The 19,288-nt window shown below is 72.9% G+C and carries 19 protein-coding genes; 8 read left to right on the top strand and 11 right to left on the bottom strand.

The features are described 5' to 3' along the window. The first annotated feature begins 5 nt into the window (after positions 1 to 5). Positions 6 to 659 carry a hypothetical protein gene (locus AR3_RS19755; RefSeq protein ID WP_067915717.1) on the top strand — a complete coding sequence of 218 codons (654 nt, stop codon included), beginning with the start codon at positions 6 to 8 and terminating at the stop codon, positions 657 to 659. A gap of 19 nt (positions 660 to 678) precedes the next feature. Here the strand turns inward: AR3_RS19755 and AR3_RS32305 are convergent, their stop codons facing one another. Then, positions 679 to 3,516 carry a glycohydrolase toxin TNT-related protein gene (locus AR3_RS32305; protein ID WP_227022959.1) on the bottom strand — a complete coding sequence of 946 codons (2,838 nt, stop codon included), beginning with the start codon at positions 3,514 to 3,516 and terminating at the stop codon, positions 679 to 681. Positions 3,517 to 3,646: 130 nt separating this feature from the next. Between AR3_RS32305 and AR3_RS19745 the strand changes: the two genes are divergently transcribed. Further along, a complete protein-coding gene (locus AR3_RS19745; protein ID WP_217998650.1) occupies positions 3,647 to 4,180 on the top strand; it encodes a riboflavin biosynthesis intermediates N-glycosidase in 534 nt (177 codons plus the stop codon). An 18-nt stretch (positions 4,181 to 4,198) separates the two neighbouring features. Then, the gene (locus AR3_RS19740; RefSeq protein WP_083951700.1) at positions 4,199 to 5,446 is read left to right on the top strand and encodes an alpha/beta hydrolase family protein; all 1,248 of its coding nucleotides are present in this window, start codon (positions 4,199 to 4,201) and stop codon (positions 5,444 to 5,446) included. On the opposite strand, the gene AR3_RS19735 is transcribed toward AR3_RS19740, so the two are convergent. The 4 genes from AR3_RS19735 to AR3_RS19720 form a co-directional block, all read right to left on the bottom strand. Beyond that, a complete protein-coding gene (locus tag AR3_RS19735; RefSeq protein WP_067915713.1) occupies positions 5,367 to 6,251 on the bottom strand; it encodes an LLM class flavin-dependent oxidoreductase in 885 nt (294 codons plus the stop codon). The two genes, AR3_RS19740 and AR3_RS19735, sit on opposite strands and share 80 nt — an antisense overlap. Further along, the gene (locus tag AR3_RS19730) at positions 6,251 to 7,186 is read right to left on the bottom strand and encodes a zinc-binding dehydrogenase (protein ID WP_313819726.1); all 936 of its coding nucleotides are present in this window, start codon (positions 7,184 to 7,186) and stop codon (positions 6,251 to 6,253) included. Before AR3_RS19730 ends, AR3_RS19735 begins: the two co-directional genes overlap by 1 nt. A gap of 84 nt (positions 7,187 to 7,270) precedes the next feature. Next, complete coding sequence (locus AR3_RS19725) at positions 7,271 to 8,050, bottom strand: ABC transporter permease (protein WP_067915711.1); 780 nt, start codon at positions 8,048 to 8,050, stop codon at positions 7,271 to 7,273. After that, on the bottom strand, positions 8,047 to 8,934 hold the full coding sequence (locus tag AR3_RS19720; RefSeq protein ID WP_067915739.1) for an ABC transporter ATP-binding protein: 888 nt from the start codon (positions 8,932 to 8,934) through the stop codon (positions 8,047 to 8,049). The genes AR3_RS19725 and AR3_RS19720 overlap by 4 nt, the downstream gene beginning before the upstream one ends. 152 nt (positions 8,935 to 9,086) lie before the next feature. Between AR3_RS19720 and AR3_RS19715 the strand changes: the two genes are divergently transcribed. Beyond that, a complete protein-coding gene (locus AR3_RS19715; RefSeq protein WP_146150180.1) occupies positions 9,087 to 9,677 on the top strand; it encodes a hypothetical protein in 591 nt (196 codons plus the stop codon). Beyond that, complete coding sequence (locus AR3_RS19710) at positions 9,671 to 10,429, top strand: hypothetical protein (RefSeq protein WP_067915709.1); 759 nt, start codon at positions 9,671 to 9,673, stop codon at positions 10,427 to 10,429. Before AR3_RS19715 ends, AR3_RS19710 begins: the two co-directional genes overlap by 7 nt. A gap of 138 nt (positions 10,430 to 10,567) precedes the next feature. Here AR3_RS19710 and AR3_RS19705 read toward each other — a convergent pair whose 3' ends face one another. From AR3_RS19705 to AR3_RS19685, 5 genes are all read right to left on the bottom strand, one after another. After that, on the bottom strand, positions 10,568 to 11,188 hold the full coding sequence (locus tag AR3_RS19705) for an HDIG domain-containing metalloprotein (RefSeq protein WP_067915708.1): 621 nt from the start codon (positions 11,186 to 11,188) through the stop codon (positions 10,568 to 10,570). A 56-nt stretch (positions 11,189 to 11,244) separates the two neighbouring features. Next, a complete protein-coding gene (locus AR3_RS19700) occupies positions 11,245 to 13,299 on the bottom strand; it encodes a M6 family metalloprotease domain-containing protein (RefSeq protein WP_067915707.1) in 2,055 nt (684 codons plus the stop codon). 137 nt (positions 13,300 to 13,436) lie between these two features. Beyond that, complete coding sequence (locus AR3_RS19695) at positions 13,437 to 14,021, bottom strand: hypothetical protein (RefSeq protein ID WP_106258196.1); 585 nt, start codon at positions 14,019 to 14,021, stop codon at positions 13,437 to 13,439. A gap of 59 nt (positions 14,022 to 14,080) precedes the next feature. Beyond that, on the bottom strand, positions 14,081 to 14,563 hold the full coding sequence (gene rraA / locus AR3_RS19690; protein ID WP_067915705.1) for a ribonuclease E activity regulator RraA: 483 nt from the start codon (positions 14,561 to 14,563) through the stop codon (positions 14,081 to 14,083). 9 nt (positions 14,564 to 14,572) lie between these two features. Continuing rightward, positions 14,573 to 15,049 carry an Lrp/AsnC family transcriptional regulator gene (locus AR3_RS19685; protein WP_067915704.1) on the bottom strand — a complete coding sequence of 159 codons (477 nt, stop codon included), beginning with the start codon at positions 15,047 to 15,049 and terminating at the stop codon, positions 14,573 to 14,575. A 262-nt stretch (positions 15,050 to 15,311) separates the two neighbouring features. On the opposite strand from AR3_RS19685, the gene rocD reads away from it, so the two are divergent. From rocD to AR3_RS19670, 3 genes are all read left to right on the top strand, one after another. After that, complete coding sequence (gene rocD, locus AR3_RS19680; RefSeq protein ID WP_217998652.1) at positions 15,312 to 16,526, top strand: ornithine--oxo-acid transaminase; 1,215 nt, start codon at positions 15,312 to 15,314, stop codon at positions 16,524 to 16,526. 61 nt (positions 16,527 to 16,587) lie between these two features. Next, positions 16,588 to 16,932, top strand: coding sequence for a hypothetical protein (locus tag AR3_RS19675; protein ID WP_067915702.1), 345 nt, complete (start codon positions 16,588 to 16,590; stop codon positions 16,930 to 16,932). Beyond that, positions 16,929 to 18,542: a DHA2 family efflux MFS transporter permease subunit gene (locus tag AR3_RS19670; protein ID WP_067915701.1), complete on the top strand. Its 1,614-nt coding sequence runs from the start codon at positions 16,929 to 16,931 to the stop codon at positions 18,540 to 18,542. The genes AR3_RS19675 and AR3_RS19670 overlap by 4 nt, the downstream gene beginning before the upstream one ends. A gap of 36 nt (positions 18,543 to 18,578) precedes the next feature. On the opposite strand, the gene AR3_RS19665 is transcribed toward AR3_RS19670, so the two are convergent. Next, positions 18,579 to 19,133 carry a flavin reductase family protein gene (locus AR3_RS19665; protein ID WP_227022958.1) on the bottom strand — a complete coding sequence of 185 codons (555 nt, stop codon included), beginning with the start codon at positions 19,131 to 19,133 and terminating at the stop codon, positions 18,579 to 18,581. Positions 19,134 to 19,288 lie beyond the last annotated feature (155 nt).

Here is a 19,288-nt window from a genome sequence, read left to right as displayed (position 1 = left end):
GGGGCATGCTGCGGCTGCACGACCATCGCACCGGACGGGCCGAGGAGGTCGCGCGCGGCCCGCTGCGCGTCCACGTCGCCGCCGGCGCCGACCGGGCGCTGATCGTCGCCGATCTGCTGCGGCGCGTGGCCGAGCGCACGGGCCGCCGTCCGGTCGTGGTGACCCGTGCCGAGGGCGTGGAGCCGTCGGCGTACGGGTTCTCGGACCTCAACCTGCCGGACTTCCCCGTCGCCCCCGCGCCCGCCTCGGACACGGCGGTGTTCGTCGGCCCCGCCCCCGGGCCCGGACTCTCGGTAGTGGTGCCCGACGCCGCGCCGGCGGGGGACGATCCCCTGTGTCTGCGGCTGGGGGTGCTGCGCGTCCGCTACCGGGAGCCCGCCGACCTGGCCGCCGCGGCCGAGCGCGCACGGGACGACCTGTCGCGCTGGCGCGGGCTGATGGCCGAGTGGGCCCGCTCCCCGGGACGTCCCATGGACCCGACCTATGCGGCGCGAGGCCAGGACGCCCTGGCCGACGACCTGAACAGCCCCGCCGCGCTGGCGACACTCGACCGGCTCGCCGAGGATCCGGACGTGGCTCCGGGCGCCAAGCTGGAGACGTTCATCCATCTCGACCTGCTGCTCGGCCTGGACCTGGTCTCCCAGATCGGCTCGGCCTGACCCGGGGCCGCCCCGCGGCTCATCCGGGCGGCGGCGGGACGTCCCGCACCTCCGCGAGAACGCCGTCGGCGACCAGATCGCCCACGGACCGCGCGAACACGTAGGCGGTGCCGCCGCCGGGTTGGTCGAACCACGGAATGGCGACCCCCGACAGCGCCCGCACCGGCCGCTCCACCCGGTACAGGTGGTAGGGCCGGTCGACCCAATCCGGGGGGAGCGAACGCTGCCCGAACGGAATGCGCGCCGCGTACAGCACGTTGCCGTCGGCCTCTCCGAACCGGTCCACGGTCGCGCCTACCTGCAGCTCGACCTCCGCCTTGTCGCGGAACAGGCTGAGGGGCGGCTCCCCCGGCATCGGTTCGAACACCGGCGGCCGATCCGCCATGGTGAGCGGAGCGCCCGCGGTACCGGCCGGGCCGTCCTCGCTAGACGGTACGTCTGCCATGGTCAGCGGCGCGCCCTCATCCCCAGGCGGCGTGTTGGCGGGCGGGGCGTCCGCAACGCTGGACGGCGTGTCCACCATGGTGAGCGGGACGCCCGCGGTACCGGCCGGGCTGTCCGCATTGGGCGGCACATCTGCCATGGTCAACGGCGCACCCACATCCCCCGGCGGTGTGTTGATGGGCTGCGCGTCCGCGACACCAGTGGGCGTGTCCGCCATGGTGAGCGGAGCATCCCCAGTGCTGGGCGGCACGTCTGCCATGGTGAGCGGGGCGTCCGCAACGTTAGGCGGGACGTCCGCAATGGTGAGCGGCGTGCTGGGCGGGGTCTCGGCGCTGGTAGGTGGGGCCGCTGGGACGTTCGCAGCCGTCGCCGGCGCGTCCCGGACATCGTTCCGGGGGACGAGCAGCAGGGCCCCCAGCAACTGGGCGGCGGCCTGCTCCCCGCGGTCGAAGACGGCCTCGTTCCGACGCTCCCCCTCCTCGTAACGGAACACGGCCCAACGCAGACCGTCCTGAACCAGGCACCACGCGCCCTCGGCCGTATCCCGCAGCCGGTACGCACTCGGGTCGACGCCGAGTTCCTCAAGCCGCTGCTGCACCCGAGAGAGCCAGACCTCGCCCTCCGGCTTCAGCACGAACGTCCGCCACCGGTACCCGCCGTCGCCCGCGTTGCGCTCGGCGGCAGGCGATTCTTCGGAGGCGGCGCCGGAGTCGTTCGCGGCGGCGGTCGTCGGCTCCGGTGTCTTCTCGTCAGGTGCGGGGTCCGTGTTCGCCGCATGACCGGCCTCTGGGGCAGGCGCGTGCTCTGCCCCGTGCGGCGGCTGCTGCCCGGACGCGTGCTCGGGCTCGGCAACCGCACCGGAATTCGCGGCGGGGCCGGCGTCCTGAAAGGCCCCGCCGGAATCCGGGGCAGAGGCAGACGCATAGGAAGGGCCGGGAACAAGCCCTGCTTCCGGCCCCGCCGGAACCGCTTCGGCAGTAGGCGGTGCAGCCGCAGACGCAAAGCCTGACATGGGCCCCTGCTCCTGCGGCGGCTCGTGCACGGGTGGCGCTTGTCCGGCGACGGGGACCGCACCCGGCGGAGCAACGGAGGAGTACGCGGACACCGGGTCAACGGGCGGCGGCGCCGCGGCGGGCTTGCCGGACAGGGCGGCACCGGCGGCCTCCATGGCGGCGTCGTCCACCTCGGGGACGCGGAACCCCTGGGCGCGGATGTGCTCCACAAGGTCGGGCTCGGGCGGGATCCCGTGCTCGCGCAGGTAGTAGCCGACCGCGCCGGCCCAGACCCAGGTGCCGTCAGTGTGAAACGTCAGCGGCACCCGGTCACCGCGTTCGGGGGCGAGCTGGTCGGGGGCGTACGAGCGGGCGGCCCGCACCAGCGGCGCGCTGTTCAGGTAGTCCGCCAGACGGTCGATCTCTTCGGGGGCGACGGGCGGACGCGACACCGAGGGCGGGGCGCCGTCCGATCCGGGATGGTCGAAGACGCGCGCCTTGCGCGGCGTCCGCGCCGCGGGCTGCGGGGACGCGGCGGCCAGGCGGCGGCTCATCCACTCGGGGACCTTCTCCACAGGGAAGCGCTGCAGCTCCTTGCGGACGTCTTCGGCGGTGGGCTCGGTGGTCCAGGCGGGTTCCGCGTCGCCCGCGTGGCTTCCGTCGACCAGCACCCTGCCGTCCTCGAAGCGCACCTGGAAGTCGAACCGCGACCATGTGGCGCCCCCGTACGCGTACATGCCGGCGCGCAGGCGGTCCAGCAGCGCCCCGACGGCGGCGGGCGGCGCCCACGGACGCGTGGTGCCGTCGTCGAAGAACACCGTCACCGGCGGCAACTCAATGTGGTCGCCCACCGCCTGGTAGCAGCCGTGGAGGCGACGCCACAGCGCCGGAGCGCGGTCGGCCAGCGCCACCGCCAGATCGCGGGTGACCAACTCCGTTTGCCGGATCGGGTCGAGCGGCTCGGGGGCGGCGGGTTCGGGCCGGTGCTCCGGCTCGCGGCCGTCCAGGCGCGCCCGCAGCCATGCGGGCATGCGGTCTGGGGCGCGCGGCATGACCTCCTGGTCGCGCTGGAAGCACTCGGCGGGGATCGGCGGGTCCCAGCCGGGGTCGAAGTCGCGGTTGTAGAGCCGCTCGACGCGGCCGCCCGGCTCGATCAGGAACAGTGCGGAGAACCAGGTGCCGTCGTCGGGTTCGTAGTGCGCGCGACGCAGCTCCATCAAGAGCTCGGTGAGCCGGGCCGGCACGGTCTCGGACGGGACGGCCGCGCCGTCGGCGGTGAGCACGGCCACGGTCACCTCGCTCACCGCCACCGTGGCCGCGCAGCGCAGGTCGATGCGGCGCCATCCCGACGGCGCCGTCCCCTGGACGAACTCGACGACCTGCCGTTCCAGTTCGGCCGCGCGGTCACCCGACCCCGACACGGGCATGTCCCCCCATCACCACCGTTGCCGGACCTTGGGCAGGGTATCGGGCTCTACGGACACCGCGGTGCGTTCCGTTCATCCGCAAATGCGTTGCCCGTCCTCGGCCGGGTGCCCGATCCTCGGGGGCATGCGCATCGAGCAGCTGATCGAGCTGGAGCGGCGCGGCGAGCTCCCGGAGTTCGTGCTGTTCTGGGGCGGCACGAAGCCGAAAGGGTGCCTCAGCCAGTGGTATCCGTCACCGTTCACGGTGGACGGCGTCACCTACGCGACGGCCGAGCACTACATGATGGCCGAGAAGGCGCGACTGTTCGGCGACGTGCAGGCGGTCGAACGGATCCTCGCCGATCCGGACCCGGGCCGGGCCAAGGCGCTGGGGCGCCGGGTCAAGGGTTTCGACGAGGACACGTGGGCCCGGCACCGGTACGACATCGTCGTCGCCGGCAACAAGGCCAAGTTCGGCGCCCATGAGAAGCTGCGGGACTTCCTGCTGGGGACGAACGGGAAAGTGTTGGTGGAGGCCAGCCCGTTCGACACGATCTGGGGCATCGGCCTGAGCGAGGACCGGCCCGAGGCGCGGCGGCCGTCCCAGTGGCGGGGGTCGAACCTGCTGGGCTTCGCCTTGATGGACGTGCGTGAGTCGCTGCTGCACCCCTCGCCCTGAGGGATACGGTCGGTTCTCATGTCGGACGAAGCGGTCTCTGTCGCCGAGCCCCCTGTCACTCCTCCAGCCCGACGTCGCCACCGCGGTGGACGAGGTCTGCTGACCGCGGCGCTGGCCGCCGTCGTCGTGCTGGGCCTCGGGACGACCGGGGCCGGCTGGTACTTCTCCGGTGTCGCCACCGAAGTGTCGCACGACAAGCAGTTCCCTCTGACCGTGCTGGACGTCGGGGACGGCACCGTGACGCTCCCCCGGGACGAGGCAACCGTACGGCCGGGCACGTGGGGGTTGGCGTGGAAAGGCGGACGCGCGCTGCTGGGTCCAGTGGTGAGCCAAGACGCGCGCAGCGTCGTCCGTAAGGTGACGAGCGTCTCCCACGGCACGCTCGTCAAGGGCGCACGCGTCCACTTCGACCACTGGGTGTACGAGGGGGACCCCCGGCGCGCGCTGGGCTTGGAGTTCCGGGACGTCACCTATCCCACGCAGGTCGGCGCGATGCCCGCGTGGTTCCTGCCTGGCAGGACCTCCCGGACGACATGGGTCATCGCGGTGCACGGACGCAACGCGGACAGAGCCGAAACGTTCCGCGCCATGCCGGCCGTGCACCGCCTGGGGCTGCCCATGCTGTCCATCGCCTACCGCAACGACGTCGGGGCGCCCCCTTCACCGGACCGCCGCAACCACCTGGGCGACACCGAATGGCGGGATGTCGCGTCCGCCGTGGCGTACGCGCGCTCCCAGGGCGCCACGGGGGTGGTGCTGTACGGATGGTCGATGGGCGGGGCGATGGTGATGACGACCCTGCGCCGCTCCGACGACCCGGGGTTCATCCAAGGCGTGGTGCTCGACTCCCCGGTGATGGATTGGAACGCCACCCTCGACAAGCAGGCCTCCGCCCGTAACCTGCCGGGCTTCGTCACCGCGGCGGCCAAACGCGTCCTGCAATGGCGTACCGGCATCGACCTGGCCGACTACGACCAGCGCCGGTACGCCCCCGACCTGAAGACCCCGGTGCTGCTGTTCACCACGGACTCCGATTCCATGGTGGACAACCGCCCGTCTTACGAGTTCGCCGAACGCGCGCCCAAAGGGCTGGTGACCCACGTCTCGGCCCGGGCGGACCACACCGAGGCGTGGAACGTGGCCCCGGCCGCCTACGAGCGCGCGCTGCACACCTTCCTCACCGGCCTCAAGCCGCGAGCAGACGCGCCGTCTCCCCCAGCAGTTCGATCTGGCGCAACGGGTCTCCTCCGAAGGGCAGGCCGATGACGCGGTGCGCCCCCGCTTCCGCCAACGCGGCCACGCGTTCGGCGGCCTGTGCGGGGCTTCCCACGGCCAGCGCGTTGCGCGCTGCCTCTTCCGGCATGCCGTACTGCATCAGCCCTCGCACCTGGGCGTCGACCACGGACGCGGGAAGGCCTCCCAGGCCGATGCTGACGCTGGCGGTCAGCTTCGGTGCCGGGCGGCCCTGCTCGGCGGCCAGTTCCGCCAGCCGCGCCGCCGCGTCCTTGAGGGCGCCCGGCGTGGGGAACCCCGCGTACCACTCGCCCCCGAACCGCAGCAGGCGGCGTGTCGTCCCCTTGCCGAGCCCGCCGCCGATGAGCAGCGGCGGCATGGGCGCGCCCGGCTCCAGCGTGACCTGTTCGCCGTTGACGATCGCGGGCCTGCCCTCGACCAGGTCCGGCAGGACCTCCAGCGCGGCGTCGGTGCGCCTGCCGCGTTCGGCGTAGGGGACGCCCACGGCCTTCCATGCCGCGTCACCGTGCACGGCCCCGCCCGCGCCGACGCCCAGCAGCACCCGCCCGCCCGACAGGTGCTGCAGGGTCGCGATCTGCTTGGCCGCCCACGCGACCGGACGCAGCGCCAGCACCATCACGCCGAAGCCGAGCTTGATGCGTTCGGTCGCGGCCGCGGCCGCGGCCAGCCGCAGCGTGCTGTCGAGGAACGGCTTCACCGCGATCAAGTGGTCCCCCGTCCACACCGACTCCAGCCCGGCCTCCTCGGCGAGCCGCGCCTGCGGGATCAGCCGCGGGTCCGCCGACGACAGTCCGACCCCGACCTTGAGCCTCTCCATCACCGCACCTCCAGCAGGGTCTTGCCGACGGTCGCGCGCGCCTCGATGGCCGCGTGCGCGTCCGCGGCGCGTTCCAGCGGGAACCGCTGGCCGATCAGCGGACGCAGCCGTCCGGCGGCGGCCTCGGCGAGCGCGCTCTCGGTGCTCTCGCGCAGCAGCTCGGGCGTCACCTGCGGCTTGACCAGGGTCACGCCGCGCTCGGCCGCCTCCTCCTCGGACACGTCGGCCCACTCGCCGCTGGCAAGGCCGTAGCTGACCATGCGTCCCCCCGGGCGCAGAAGCCGGAACGCGGCACGCGCCACGGCGCCGCCGACGCCGTCGAAGACGACGTCCACCCCGTCGAGGTGCTCGGTCCAGTCCGGCTTCAGGTAGTCGACGGTCTCGTCGGCGCCGAGCTCCCGCGCCACCTCCAGCTTGCGCGGACCGCCCGCCGCCGCGACGACCGTCGCCCCGGCCGCCTTGGCGAGCTGCACCAGCAGCGTCCCGACGCCTCCCGCGGCCGCCTCCACCAACACGCGCTCCCCCGCGCGCGGGGCGCCGGCCCGCAGCTGCAACATGGCGGTGCGCCCGTCGGCCAGCAGTGCGACCGCGGTGTCCATCTCCAGCGCGTCGGGCACCACGTACAAGCCCGCCGCGTCCACCGCGACCCGTTCGGCGTACCCGCCCGAACCGCCGGTGCCGGTCACCACCCGCTTGCCCACCAGCCCCGGGTCAACGCCGTCGCCCACCGCCGCCACGACACCGCCGACGCCGTTGCCGAGGATCATCGGCGGCTGCGCCTTGAACGGCCCGTCGCCGGTCGCGCGGAACCGCGTCTCTATGAACGTGATGTTGGCGAACGCCACGTCGACGACCGCCTGCCCCGGCCCCGCCGCGGGGTCCGGGGCTTCACCTGCGACGAGCACCTCGGGCCCGCCGAACTCCTTCAACCACACCGCTCGCACGGTTGAGCCCTCCCGTTCGGGAACCTCGTCCCGACGAGGCTGCAACCTCAAGCGCGGTTCAGGTCAAGCGGGGCCTCAGGTGATGTCGCGGCGGACCGTGGTGACCGCCGCGATCGCCGCGAACACCAGCCCGTAGGCCAGAAGCAGCAGCACACCGCCCCACACGGGCAGGGTGTTCAGCTCGTCCAGGCCGCCGAACCCGCCGGTCGTCCTGGTGACCGCGCGCACCGCTCCGCCCGGGAGCCACTGCCCCACCTGCGGCACCGCCACCGTCACGATCGCCTCGACGATCTGCACCCAGCCGACCGCCACCAGGATCGCCGCGACCTGGTTGCGGATCAGCGCGCCCAGCCCGAGACCGACCAGCGCGTACAGGCCCATCGCGAGCACCGTCCCGCCCAGGATCGTCGGGACGTCGTGGTCGAGCAGCGACGCCGACCCGCCGCGGATCGCCAGCCCGGGCACCGCCACCGCCACCGTCGCCAGCACCGTCGCCAGGCCGAACCCCAGCCCGAACACGAAGTACGACACCAGCTTGGCCGCCAGCAGCCGGCCCCGCCGCGGCGTCACCAGGAACGCCTGCGTGATCGTCCCGTGCCGGTACTCGCCGCTGATCCCGATGATCCCGAGGATCATCATGAACAGCACCCCGCTGCTGGCGCTGGCGTAGATCGCGCGCACCATGTCCGGGTCGGTGACCGGCGGCAGCGACTGCCCGCCCTCCATCTCGACGCCCGCGAGCGCGAGGTAGAACCCCAGCCCGAGCAGCGAGAACCCCACGCTGAGGCCCAGCATGCCGAGCCACATCCGGGTGGACCGGATCTTCAGCAGCTCCGCCCGAATCAACCGGATCACTGCGTCTCCCCCATCTCCGCCCGGGTCAGCTCCAGGAAGACGTCCTCCAGCCCGGACCGCTCCTCGACCAGCTCCGTCAGCACCGCCCCGACCTCCAGCGCGGCGCGCCCGACCCGCTCGGCGTCCACGCCGCTCACCCGCAGCAGGCCGTCCTCGGCCCGCACGGCGGCGCCCGCGTCCTCCAGCGCCCGCCGCAGCTCCTCGGGCTGCCGCGTCCGCACCGTGAGCTCACCGCGCCGGACCAGCTCGGCCAGCGGCGCGTCCCGCAGCACCCGCCCCCGCGCGACGATCACCACGTGGTCGGCGACCTGCTCCACCTCCGCCAGCACGTGGCTCGACACCAGCACCGTGCAGCCCTGGCCCGCCAGATGCCGCAGGAACTCCCGCAGCCAGTGGATCCCCGCCGGGTCCAGGCCGTTGGCCGGCTCGTCCAGGATCAGCACGCGGGGCTCGCCGAGGGTCGCCTCCGCCAGCGCCAGCCGCTGCCGCATGCCCAGCGAGAACCCGATCACCCTCCGGTCGGCCGCCTCCGCGAGCCCGGTCGCCTCCAGCGCCTCGTCCGCGCGCCGCAACGGCAGCCCCGCCGCCATGCACGCGACCTTCAGGTGGTCGCGCGCGGTGCGCCCTGGGTTGAACCCGGTCGCCTCCAGCGCGGCCCCCACCTCCATCACGGGCCGTTCCAGCTCGGCGTACCGGCGCCCGTTGATCAGGGCCCGCCCGGACGTGGGCGTCACCAGCCCGAGCAGCATCCTGAGGGTCGTCGTCTTGCCCGCCCCGTTCGGCCCGAGGAACCCGGTCACCTCCCCCGGCCGGGCCGTGAAGCTCACACCGTCCACGGCCCGGACCGTCCCGAACCGTTTCGTCAGTTCCTGCACTTCAATCACGGACACATCGTGCCAGTTCGGACAACACCGTCGCTTTACCTTTTCGCGTCCATGACGGGGCATGCCAACGAAGCTCTTTTCCGCTCTCCAGCCCCTCTGTAAGCTTGCGGCCGTACTCCGCCCCGTTGTCGGCTGCGTGATCAGGGATGGCGATGCGCGCCCGGTTGATTGGCCTGTTCCGCGACTCCGGGCCCGCCCGCTGCGCATGCCTCGCCCTCGTCCTGACCGTCGCGACGGCCGCCTGCGGGCGGTCATCGTCGTCCGACGGCGCCTTCCGGCCGAGCGGCACCTTCGGCGGCGCCTCCGCCCCGCCCGCCGCGACCGCCGCCCCGCCGTCGGCCCTTCCGACCGCCCAGGTCGACCGGGTCGTCCTGCAGCGCTACCGCGAATACCAGCGCGTCTACAAGCAGGTGTACGAGACCAACGACCCCGCCCCGCTCGCGGACGTCGCCGCCGACCCGCTCCTGTCCACCGTCACCGAGGACGTGGAGCGGACCAAGGCCAAAGGCGAATTCTGGCGCTTCACCAACGTCCTCAATCCGAAGATCCAGGGCCGCAGCACCGACGGGACGCAGGTGATCGTTCTTGACTGCGTCCGGACCCTCGGCGCCTACCGCTACTCCGCCAAGACCGGCGAACGGCTCGGCAGCCTGCCCGGCGGTACGGCGCTCTACCAGGTGTTCATGAAGTACGAGGCGGGCACCTGGAAAGCCTTCAAAGCCACGCTGGGGAAGAAATGCTGACCACTCCGACGCGGCCGACCGCCGCCGCCCTCGCCCTGAGCCTGCTGCCCGCGGGTGCGCTGCTCCTCCTCCCGCGGACCGCCTCGGCCGCCCCCTGCGTCGACCAGGGCGGGCGGACGGTCCGCGTCTGCGCCGGCGGCGGCTCGGTCCGCCCGGGTTCCGGCGGCGGAGGCGGTGGCGGCGCCCCCACCGGCGGCGGCGCCGTCCCCGTGGACGAGGACCTCGGCTGCCCGGAGGAAGAGGGCGCCTTCGCCTGCAACCTCGTCGACGACACCCCGGAGCCCGCCGAGGTCGTGCCCACCGCAGCCGTCGCCGAGATGGCGCGCGACCAGCTCACGATCCCGACGCCGACCATCCACACCGCCCCGAGCCCGCGCACCTACGTGAAGGTGCGCACCTCCCTCTGGATCGACCGCCAGGACTTCGCTCCACGGGTGGCACGGGCCTCGGCGGGCGGCCAGACCGTCACCGCCACGGCGGAACCGCAGTCGGTCGTCTGGAACATGGGAGAGAACACGGTCACCTGCACCACCGCGGGCTCGCCGAAGGGCACCGACTGCGGCTACACCTACAACCGCTCCTCGGCGGGCCGCCCCGGCGGCGCGTACACGATCAGCGCCACCATCACCTGGCGGGTCAACTGGACCTGCACCGGCGCCTGCGACCAGGCCGGAGGAACCCTGGACGACATGTCCTCGACCTCCACGTCCCCCCTCATCGTCAGCGAGATCCAAACCAACACCCGCGACTAGCCCCCGCCCCGGGTGCGCACTGAACAGCGCACATGCTCGGACCGCTCATGCAGTTGCGTGGCACCCGCCACTGGATTCGTCCGCAGCGCTCCGTCTTCAGACCGCAGGTGTGCCCTGCGGAGCAGGCAGGGAGCCCGGTCAGCGGACGGAGTGGCCGTAGGCGGCGGCCAAGGGGGTGAGGTCGGGGTCGCCGTAGCGGGAGCGCATGCGGGCGAACTCCCGGGCTTTGGCCTCGCCGAAGCGGCTGATCTTCTCGGTGAAGGCGGCGGCGGTGACGAACACGGGCGGCGTCGTCTTGCTGTGGAACTTGTCGGCGTACATGACGAGTTCCTCTTCGGCGGTCTCGGCGACGTAGTCGCCCGGCGGGATGGGCAGGCACTGGGCGACGATGTCGTCGCGGGTGATCCCGACGCCGGTGTGGCAGGAGCAGAAGCGGCACAGCACGTCGGGGTATCCCAGCTCTCGCAGCAGCTCGTGGCCGAGGACGCCGTGGCGGACGTAGGTCGCGTGGTCCAGTTCGCCGGACGGCGTGTACAGCTGGTAGACGCCGATGTCGTGCAGGAGGCAGCCGGCGCGCACGAGGTCGGCGTCAACGTCCAGGCGCTGACGCGCCATGAGCTGCTCCGCCACCTCGCAGACGATCCGGCAATGCGTGTAGACCAACTCGAACGCTTCCTGGGTCGGCGCGTACTTCTCGTGCAGGGCACGGATCTGTTCGTCCGACGGAATGCGCGTGGAGGGAAGTCCGCGAGACGTCACCGTTCGAGTGTAGGGAGGTGTCCGGGCGGCGCTCGGCCGCCCGGACGGCCTCTTCGTCAGCGGATTCGGCAGGTGCCGGTCGAGGTCTTGGTGGGGTCGCTTTCGGACGTGGCGGTCAGTTTCACGTCGGCCTTGCGGGACGCGCCGGGGGACGGCTTGGCCCAGACCTCGACGGTGGTGGAGGCTCCGGCCTTCGCGGTGGCCAGGGCGTTGGGCAGCCACGTCTCCCACTTCGCGGAGCTCGCCTTCAGGCGGAAGACGTCGGCGGCGCTGTAGCCCGTGCCGCCCTTGCCGGTGTTGCGCAGCGGGAGGGTGCACTTGACCCAGCCGGAGCGGGCGGACCGGACCGTGGCGGAGCCGACGCGGACGCCGCGGCGGGCGGGGCCGGCGCCGTCCAGGGAGCGGACGGCGACGGTGTACGAGAGGACACCGCGCTTGTCGCGCTTCAGGTCGATCACGTAGAAGTGCAGGCGGTTGGCCTCGTCGACGTACTCGAACTCGCTGCCGGAGTCGGTGCCCGCGTGGAACAGCGCGTCCGACAGCTGCCGGTAGTCGCCGATCGTCAGCTTCTGCGGCCGGCCGTCCGGCAGGACGTAGTCGACCTTGTCGATGTCCTGCGGGTTGGCGTCCTTCACCCAGATGAACGGGGCGTTGTCGCGGTCCTTGGTCTTGGCGATCAGCACGCCGGAGTCGGGCGTGAACGAGTCGAAGCCCATCCGGTCGACGACCTCGACGGTGTAGTTGTCGTAGCCGCCGCCGTCGCACAGCGGGTCGGCGGCGGGGTCGCAGGCGGGGCTCTTGTCGCCGCCCTCGCCGAGCTTGAGGTTGATGCCCGCCAGCTCGCCCTTGCCGGGCTGGACGGCGCGGGCCGTCACCTTGGCGACCACGACACCGGACGCGGCGAGGGCGTCCCGGCTGATCTGCAGGACCTTGGACTCGTCGACGATGCCGAGCTTGAGCTTGTTGCGCAGCATGTGCTGGGCGCCCATGGAGCCGCCGCCGGTGGCGGGGATCGTCCACCGGCTGTGCGGGCCGCCGGGGCCGTTGAACGAGCCGCGGCTGAGCATCTCCCACGGGCCCGAGTACGAGCGGCGGGGCGGCTCGCCGTACGGGTTGTTGTAGTTGTCGCCGATGCCGAGGATGTGGCTGAACTCGTGGGCGAACACGCCCATGCCGGAGCTTTCGGCCTGCGTGGAGCTGCCGGTCACCGCGTTCGGCCAGATGGTGGAGCCGGCGGCCCAGGACGTCCAGTCGACGTAGCGGGTCTTCACCCAGTTGGGCAGGTTCGGGTCCTGCGGCCCCCACTCGGGCGGGACGTCCTCCTTGGAGGCGAACTTCATCCGCCCGAACTCCTCCCAGGTGGACGACTCGTCCTGCCCGGCCGACAGGTAGAAGACGAAGTCGAACTCGGCGGCCTTCTCCTCGCCCACGTCGGCGATCCAGGCGGCGCGGGCGTCGCGGCGCAGGTCGCGGCGGCAGGTGTCGCCGGTCGGGCAGCCGGTGCCGCCCTGCATGGAGTCGACGCCGTACTCGTGGTCCTTGGCGGGCATGCGGTACACGCCGAACGCGGTCAGCTCCACGCCGTAGCGTCCGCCGGAGTCCTCCATCCAGTACTCGTGCAGCGTGTGCCCGTGGTTGAGGGGCTGCGGCTTGTTGAGGAAGTCCTGGTAGAACTGCGGGACCTGCTCGCGCGGGATGTTCCCGACGAGCGAGGGGTTGCCGAAGATGGTGGAGTTCTTCGGCTGGGTCACCACGAACGGCTGGTTGGGGTAGTCGACCAGCACCACGGCGCCCTTGAAGTTCCGCACCGAGCCCTTGCGCGAGGGGTCGGCCCAGTTCGTGCCTGGGACGGGCTTGTAGTCGTCCCACGTCATCGTGTCGGGCAGCTCGTAGTCCTGCGGGTCGATGGGGCGCGGACGCCCGGCCGCGAAGGTGCGCGTCCGCTGGCTCTCCTGCCACGGCTGGGTCTTCGGCCAGTGGCGCATCTGCCAGGGGTTGGGGGTCGGCTCGGGAATCTTCGGTCGCGGTTGCGCCGCGGCGGGCGCCGCCAGCACGGTCGCCAGCGCCAGCCCCGCGGCGGCGGACGCCGCCAGTCTGTTTCGGGCGAGCATGTCTCCCCTGCCTCTCAAAGGTCGGTGAGACGGTAAAAACGCCCGGTTTGCGGGGCAATAGCCGACTTCAACGATCTTGTCGTGCCGCCCCTGGCAGCTCCCGACAGGAGGCGCGGGCGAGCTGGGCGGACGGCGGTTCAGCGGGGCACAAGGCGGTCGCCGAGGAGGCGCCGGAATCGGGCCGCCAGGTCCCGTCCCGCGGCGCCGCGCGCCGTGTACCGCGCCCGGGCCCCGTTGGTGAAGTGCAGCGTCACCGCGACATCGGCGCCGTCGGCGGTGACCTGCGCCTGCGCGACCCACCCGGCGTGGACGAACCCGGGCCGCTCCCGCAGGGGCGGCCGCGAGCCGAACAGCCACCGGCGGTACGCCGGGATCAGCAGGAGGGGCAGCGACACGATCGCCACCGCCCAGGCGAGCGCCTCGCCGGCGGCGTGCAGCAGGACCCCGACCAGGAAGTACAGCAACAGCAGCAGGGGCGGTGCGCCGACCGCCATGACGACGGCGTCGGACTCGCCCAGTGCCTTGACGACGCCCATGGCGGGGAAGGACAGCAGGATCGCCAGACCCAGCGCGATGAGCAGCTTCTTGGTGCCGAACAGCCGCCGGGCCCAGCGGTCCAGCGCGTCGTTCCAGGTCTCGCCGTCGGCCGCGAAGCCGTCGGGTCCGAACGAGAGCACCACGCGTCCGCCGCGTTCGGCGCGCACGTCCTTGATCACTGTCATGCCCGGTCAGACCGGGGAGCGGCGCGCCCCGTTCCGCGGCTCTTCGCCGCGCGGCGGGCTCAGCTCAGCAGGTCGCGTTCGGCGAGGACGATGCCGTCCTCGTCGCTGTAGAGCCAGTCGCCCGGCCGGAACTCGACGCCGCCGAAGGCCACCGGGACGTCCACCTCCCCGGCGGCGTCCTTGGCGCTCTTGCGCGGGTTGGAGCCGAGCGCCTTGACGCCCAGGTCCAGCGTGCGCAGCGCGGCGACGTCGCGGACCGCGCCGTTGATCACGACGCCGGCCCAGCCGTTGCGGACGGCGGCCCCCGCGATCAGGTCGCCCATGAGCGCCGTCTTCAGCGAGCCGCCGCCGTCGACGACGAGCACGCGCCCGTCGCCCGGGCCGTTCAGCAGCCGTTTGACCAGGCCGTTGTCGTGCCGGCAGCGCACCGTGGCGACCGGGCCGGCGAACGTCGTACGGCCCCCGTACTGGCGGAACTGCGTCTCGCAGCTGCGCAGCTCGTCCCCGAACTCGTCGATCAGATCGGCGGTGGCGAACTCCATGCGTGGAGCTTACCGCTCGGTAACTTCGGCGGGCCGCTCGGGGGAGTCGGTGGGACGGCCGATCAGCCGCGACAGCACGATGGCGGTCTTGGTGGCGGTGATGTTGTCCTCGCGGCGCAGCCGCTCCAGGGCCTGCTCGAGGTGCTGGATGTCGCGCGCGCGCACGTGCACCAGCGCGCTGGCGTCGCCGCTGACGGTGTAGGCCGCGACCACCTCCGGATGCTTGCGGATGCTGGCGTAGATCTCCTCCGGGGACGTCGCCCCGGTGCAGAAGATCTCGATGAACGCCTCGGTGGTCCAGCCCAGCGCGGCCGGGTCCACCACCGCGGAGAACCCGGTGATCACGCGCTCCGCGCGCAGCCGGTCGACCCGCCGTTTCACCGCCGGGGCCGACAGCCCCACCGCGTCGCCGATCTGCGCGTACGAGGCGCGGCCGTTCTCCAGCAGCTCTGCAACGATTCGACGGTCGATCTCGTCAAGACGCAACGAATATCTCCCTCGAAGTCGACTTTCCTCAATGGTCGGCGGTTCCTCCCGAACATACGCTGTGAGTGGACCGCCGGCCACCGTCCGGCGCACCGGGCACCGCCCGCGCACGGGTCGAGGCCCGCCCGCGCCCGCCCCGCGGCGGCGCCGCGTCCGCCGCGCCCGTCGCCCGGAGGGTCGCCGCGCACGGTCCCGCATGTGCCATAACGCGTCCACACCGCTGTAAGGAGCTTGCGTGTCTCGTACCGAACGGCTGCGGGCCATGTCCGAGGCGCACGGCGCGCACACCTACCACCCGCTCCCGGTCGTGATCGCCGAGGCCGAGGGGGCGTGGGTGACCGACGTGGAGGGCCGCCGCTACCTGGACATGCTGGCGGCGTACTCGGCCGTCAACTTCGGGCACCGCAACCCGCGGCTGCTGGCCGCGCTCACCCGGCAGCTGGAGCGGGTCACGCTGGTCAGCCGGGCGTTCGACCACGACCAGTTCGGGCCGTTCGTCACGGAGCTGGCCGAGCTGTGCGGCAAGGACATGGTGCTGCCGATGAACAGCGGCGCCGAGGCGGTGGAGACCGCGCTGAAGACCGCCCGCAAGTGGGGCTACGAGGTGCGCGGCGTGCCCGCCGACAGCGCCACGATCATCACGTTCGAGGGCAACTTCCACGGCCGGACGACGACGATCATCAGCTTCTCCACCGACCCGGAGGCGAAGAACTCCTACGGCCCCTACACGCCGGGCTTCCGCACCGTGCCGTACGGGGACGTGGCGGCGCTGCGCGCGGCCATGGACGAGACCACGGTCGGGGTGCTGATCGAGCCGATCCAGGGCGAGGCCGGGGTGAACGTGCCGCCGAGCGGGTTCCTCACCGCCGTGCGCGAGCTGTGCACCGAGCACGGCGCCCTGATGATCGCCGACGAGATCCAGTCGGGCCTCGGCCGCACCGGCGCCACGTTCGCGGTCGAGCACGAGAACGTCGTCCCGGACATGTACCTGCTGGGCAAGGCGCTGGGCGGCGGCCTGGTGCCGGTGTCGGCGGTGGTGGCCGACGAAGACGTGCTGGGGGTGTTCAAGCCCGGCCAGCACGGTTCCACGTTCGGCGGCAACCCGCTGGCCTGCGCGGTCGCCCGGGAGGTGATCGCCATGCTGCGGACCGGCGAGTACCAGGAGCGCTCCCGCGAGCTCGGCGCCCACATGCACCGGCGGCTGGGCGAGCTGCCGTCCGACCTGGTGCGCGAGGTGCGCGGCCGCGGCCTGTGGGCGGGCGTCGAGCTGTACGGCAAGGCCCGGACGGTCAGCGAGCGGCTGATGGAGCTGGGCGTGCTGGCCAAGGAGACCCACGAGACCACGCTGCGGCTGGCGCCGCCGCTGGTGATCGAGCAGGCCGACCTCGACTGGGCCCTGGACCGGCTGGAGGAGGCGCTGTCGTCGGCCGCCACGTCCGATCCCGCCCGGTCCGCACCGCGTGAGGCGGTCGTGTAAGCGGCGCGGCCGACACGAGCCACGAGGGCTTCCCACAACGGCGTGGGGAGCCCTCGTCGCGTTGTGGGCCCGCATCATGGGCTGTGGTCCGCGTCACGTCCGCGGCGGCATCGTCGACCTGCGGCCGGAAGACGAGGTCGTCCTGCACCTGCAGGCCCGGTGCACCGCGCTTGAGTTCCTGCTGGGCGGGCACCAGAACGCGTATGAGGCGCTGCGCAAGCGCGGCGTGGAGCGGTACCGGCTCCTGGACATGGAGCTGAACATCGCCCGCGTCCGCACCGAGCCGCAGTACGTTCGGGCGCTCGTGGACGACCTCGCCGAGGGGCGGATGACCTGGGCCGACGATGACCGACTGACCACCTGTCGCCCGCGCGGCGACAGGTCGGACGAGGAGACCTCGCAATGACGCGCTGGCGCGGCGACCCGTGGGCGGTCCTGCTCACGCTGTCGCTCGGGTTCTTCATGACGCTGCTCGACCTGACGATCGTGAACATCGCGATCCCGAGCATGATCGACAAGCTGGGCGCCTCGCTGGACGAGACGCTGTGGGTGCTCAACGCCTACGTGCTGGTGCTGGCCGTGCTGCTGATCACCGGCGGCCGGCTCGGCGACCTGGTGGGCAAGAAGACCCTGTTCATCACGGGGGTCGCCGTGTTCACGCTGGCCAGCCTGGCGTGCGGGCTGGCGCAGGACCCGGCCTGGCTGATCGGCGCGCGGTCGGTGCAGGGCCTGGGCGCGGCGCTGCTCATGCCGCAGACCATGGCGCTGATCATCGACACGTTCCCGCCCGAGCGGCGCGGCGCCGCGCTCGGCGTGTGGGGCGCGGTGGCGGGGGTGTCCACCATCGCCGGGCCGACCGTCGGCGGCCTGCTGGTCACCGCCCTGGACTGGCGGTGGATCTTCTTCGTCAACCTGCCGATCGGCGCGCTGGTGCTGGCCATGGCCGCGGCGATCCTGCCCGCCCGGCGCCGCACCGTGCGGCACCGCTTCGACGTGACCGGCGTGCTGCTGGCCACCGCCGCGCTGTTCTGCCTGACGTTCGCGCTCACCGAGGGCGAGAAGTACGCGTGGGCCCCGTGGATCTGGGGCCTGATCGGCGCCGCCGCCGTGCTGTCCGCCGTGTTCCTGCTGCACCAGCGCACCCGGCAGGACCGCGAGCCGCTGGTGCCGTTCGCGCTGGTGCGCGACCGCAACTTCGCCGTGCTGACGTTCGTCGGCGCCACCGTGTCGGTCGGCATGATCGGCATGTTCCTGCCGATGACGATCTATCTGCAGTCGGTGCTGGGCCACAGCGCCCTGGGCGCCGGGCTGATCATGGCGCCGTCGGCGGCGGTGTCCGTGCTGCTGGCGCCGCTGACGGGACGGCTGACGGACCGGTTCGGCGGCAAGTACATCCTGATGGGCGGGCTGGTGCTGTACGCGCTGGGCACGGTGTGGCTGGCGGCGGTCGCGCGGGTGGGCGCCTCCTGGCCGGTGTTCCTGGCGCCGCAGCTGCTGTCGGGCGTCGGGATCGGCGGGGTGTTCGCGCCCATGACCACCGAGGCGACGCGCAACGTGCCGCCGCGGATGGCGGGCGCGGCCGCGGGCGTCAACAACACCGTCCGGCAGGTCGGCTCGGTGCTGGGCAGCGCGGTCGTCGGCGCCGTCCTGCAGAACCGGCTGGCGTCGGCGCTGCGGGACGAGGCGGTGGCGCGGTCGGGCGCGGTGCCCGCGGCGCTGCGGGACCGGTTCGTGACCGGGTTCGCGGACGCGGCCAAGGGCGGGCTGGAGGTCGGCCCCGGGCAGACCGGGGCGCACCACCTGTCGGCGGGCGTGCCTCCGGCCATCGCGCAGCGCGTGCACGACACGGCCGCCCAGGTGTTCGCGCACGGGTTCGTGCACGCGCTCAAGCCGACCATCGCGGTGCCCGTCGCGGCCGTCCTGCTGGGCGCGGTCGCGTGCCTGGGCGTCCGCGGCTACCGCGCTCCCGCGCGGGCCGTGGAGGCCGACACCACCCCCGCGCCGCTCGCCGGCTGACCCGGCGCCCGCCGGGCCGAGCGGGCCCGCGGGGGCTCAGGCCCAGGAGATGCCTCGGTACTCGCCCTCGTAGTAGAGCAGCGGTTTGCCGGACGGGTCGGGCGTGTCCAGGTCGAGGACCTCGCCGACCACGATGCTGTGGTCGCCGCCGTCGTGCACCGCGTACGTCCGGCACTCCAGCGCGGCCACCGCGCCCGTGAAGATCACGGCGCCGGTGGCGGCTCCGCGCCGGTGCCCCCAGGCGCGCAGCCGGCCGTCCACACGGTGCCCGCGGGTCGCGAACCAGCGCGAGACGTCCCGCATGCCCTCGGTCAGCACCGACACCGCCCACAGCCCGCTGTCCAGCACCATGTCGTGGAAGCGGGCGGTCCTGTCGACGCAGAACAGCACCAGCGGCGGCTCCAGGGACACCGAGGTGAACGCGTTGACGGTCATCCCGTGGTCGACGCCGTCGGCCACCGTGGTGACGACGGCGACGCCGGTGGCGAACCTGCCCATCACCTGCCGGAACCGCAGGGGGGCGACGTCGGGGGCGGCGCCGGCGGGGGCGACGTCGGGATCGGGGCGCTGCGCACTGGGGTCTGTGTTCACGGCCCGACCACTCTAGGACCGGGACCTGCGCTCGCGGGCGCGGCCGTGGCCGATCTCACGACCCTCGGGACCCCGGGGCCGCGCCCGCCCCGGCGCCCGCGTCCCCCGCGGCGGGCTGCGCGCCGCGCAGGAGCCACTGCCCCGGCGGGCGGCGG

Source organism: Actinomadura rubrobrunea NBRC 15275 (assembly GCF_001552235.1).
Classification (GTDB): Bacteria; Actinomycetota; Actinomycetes; order Streptosporangiales; family Streptosporangiaceae; genus Spirillospora; species Spirillospora viridilutea.
This window is presented reverse-complemented; position numbering and strand designations above follow the sequence as displayed.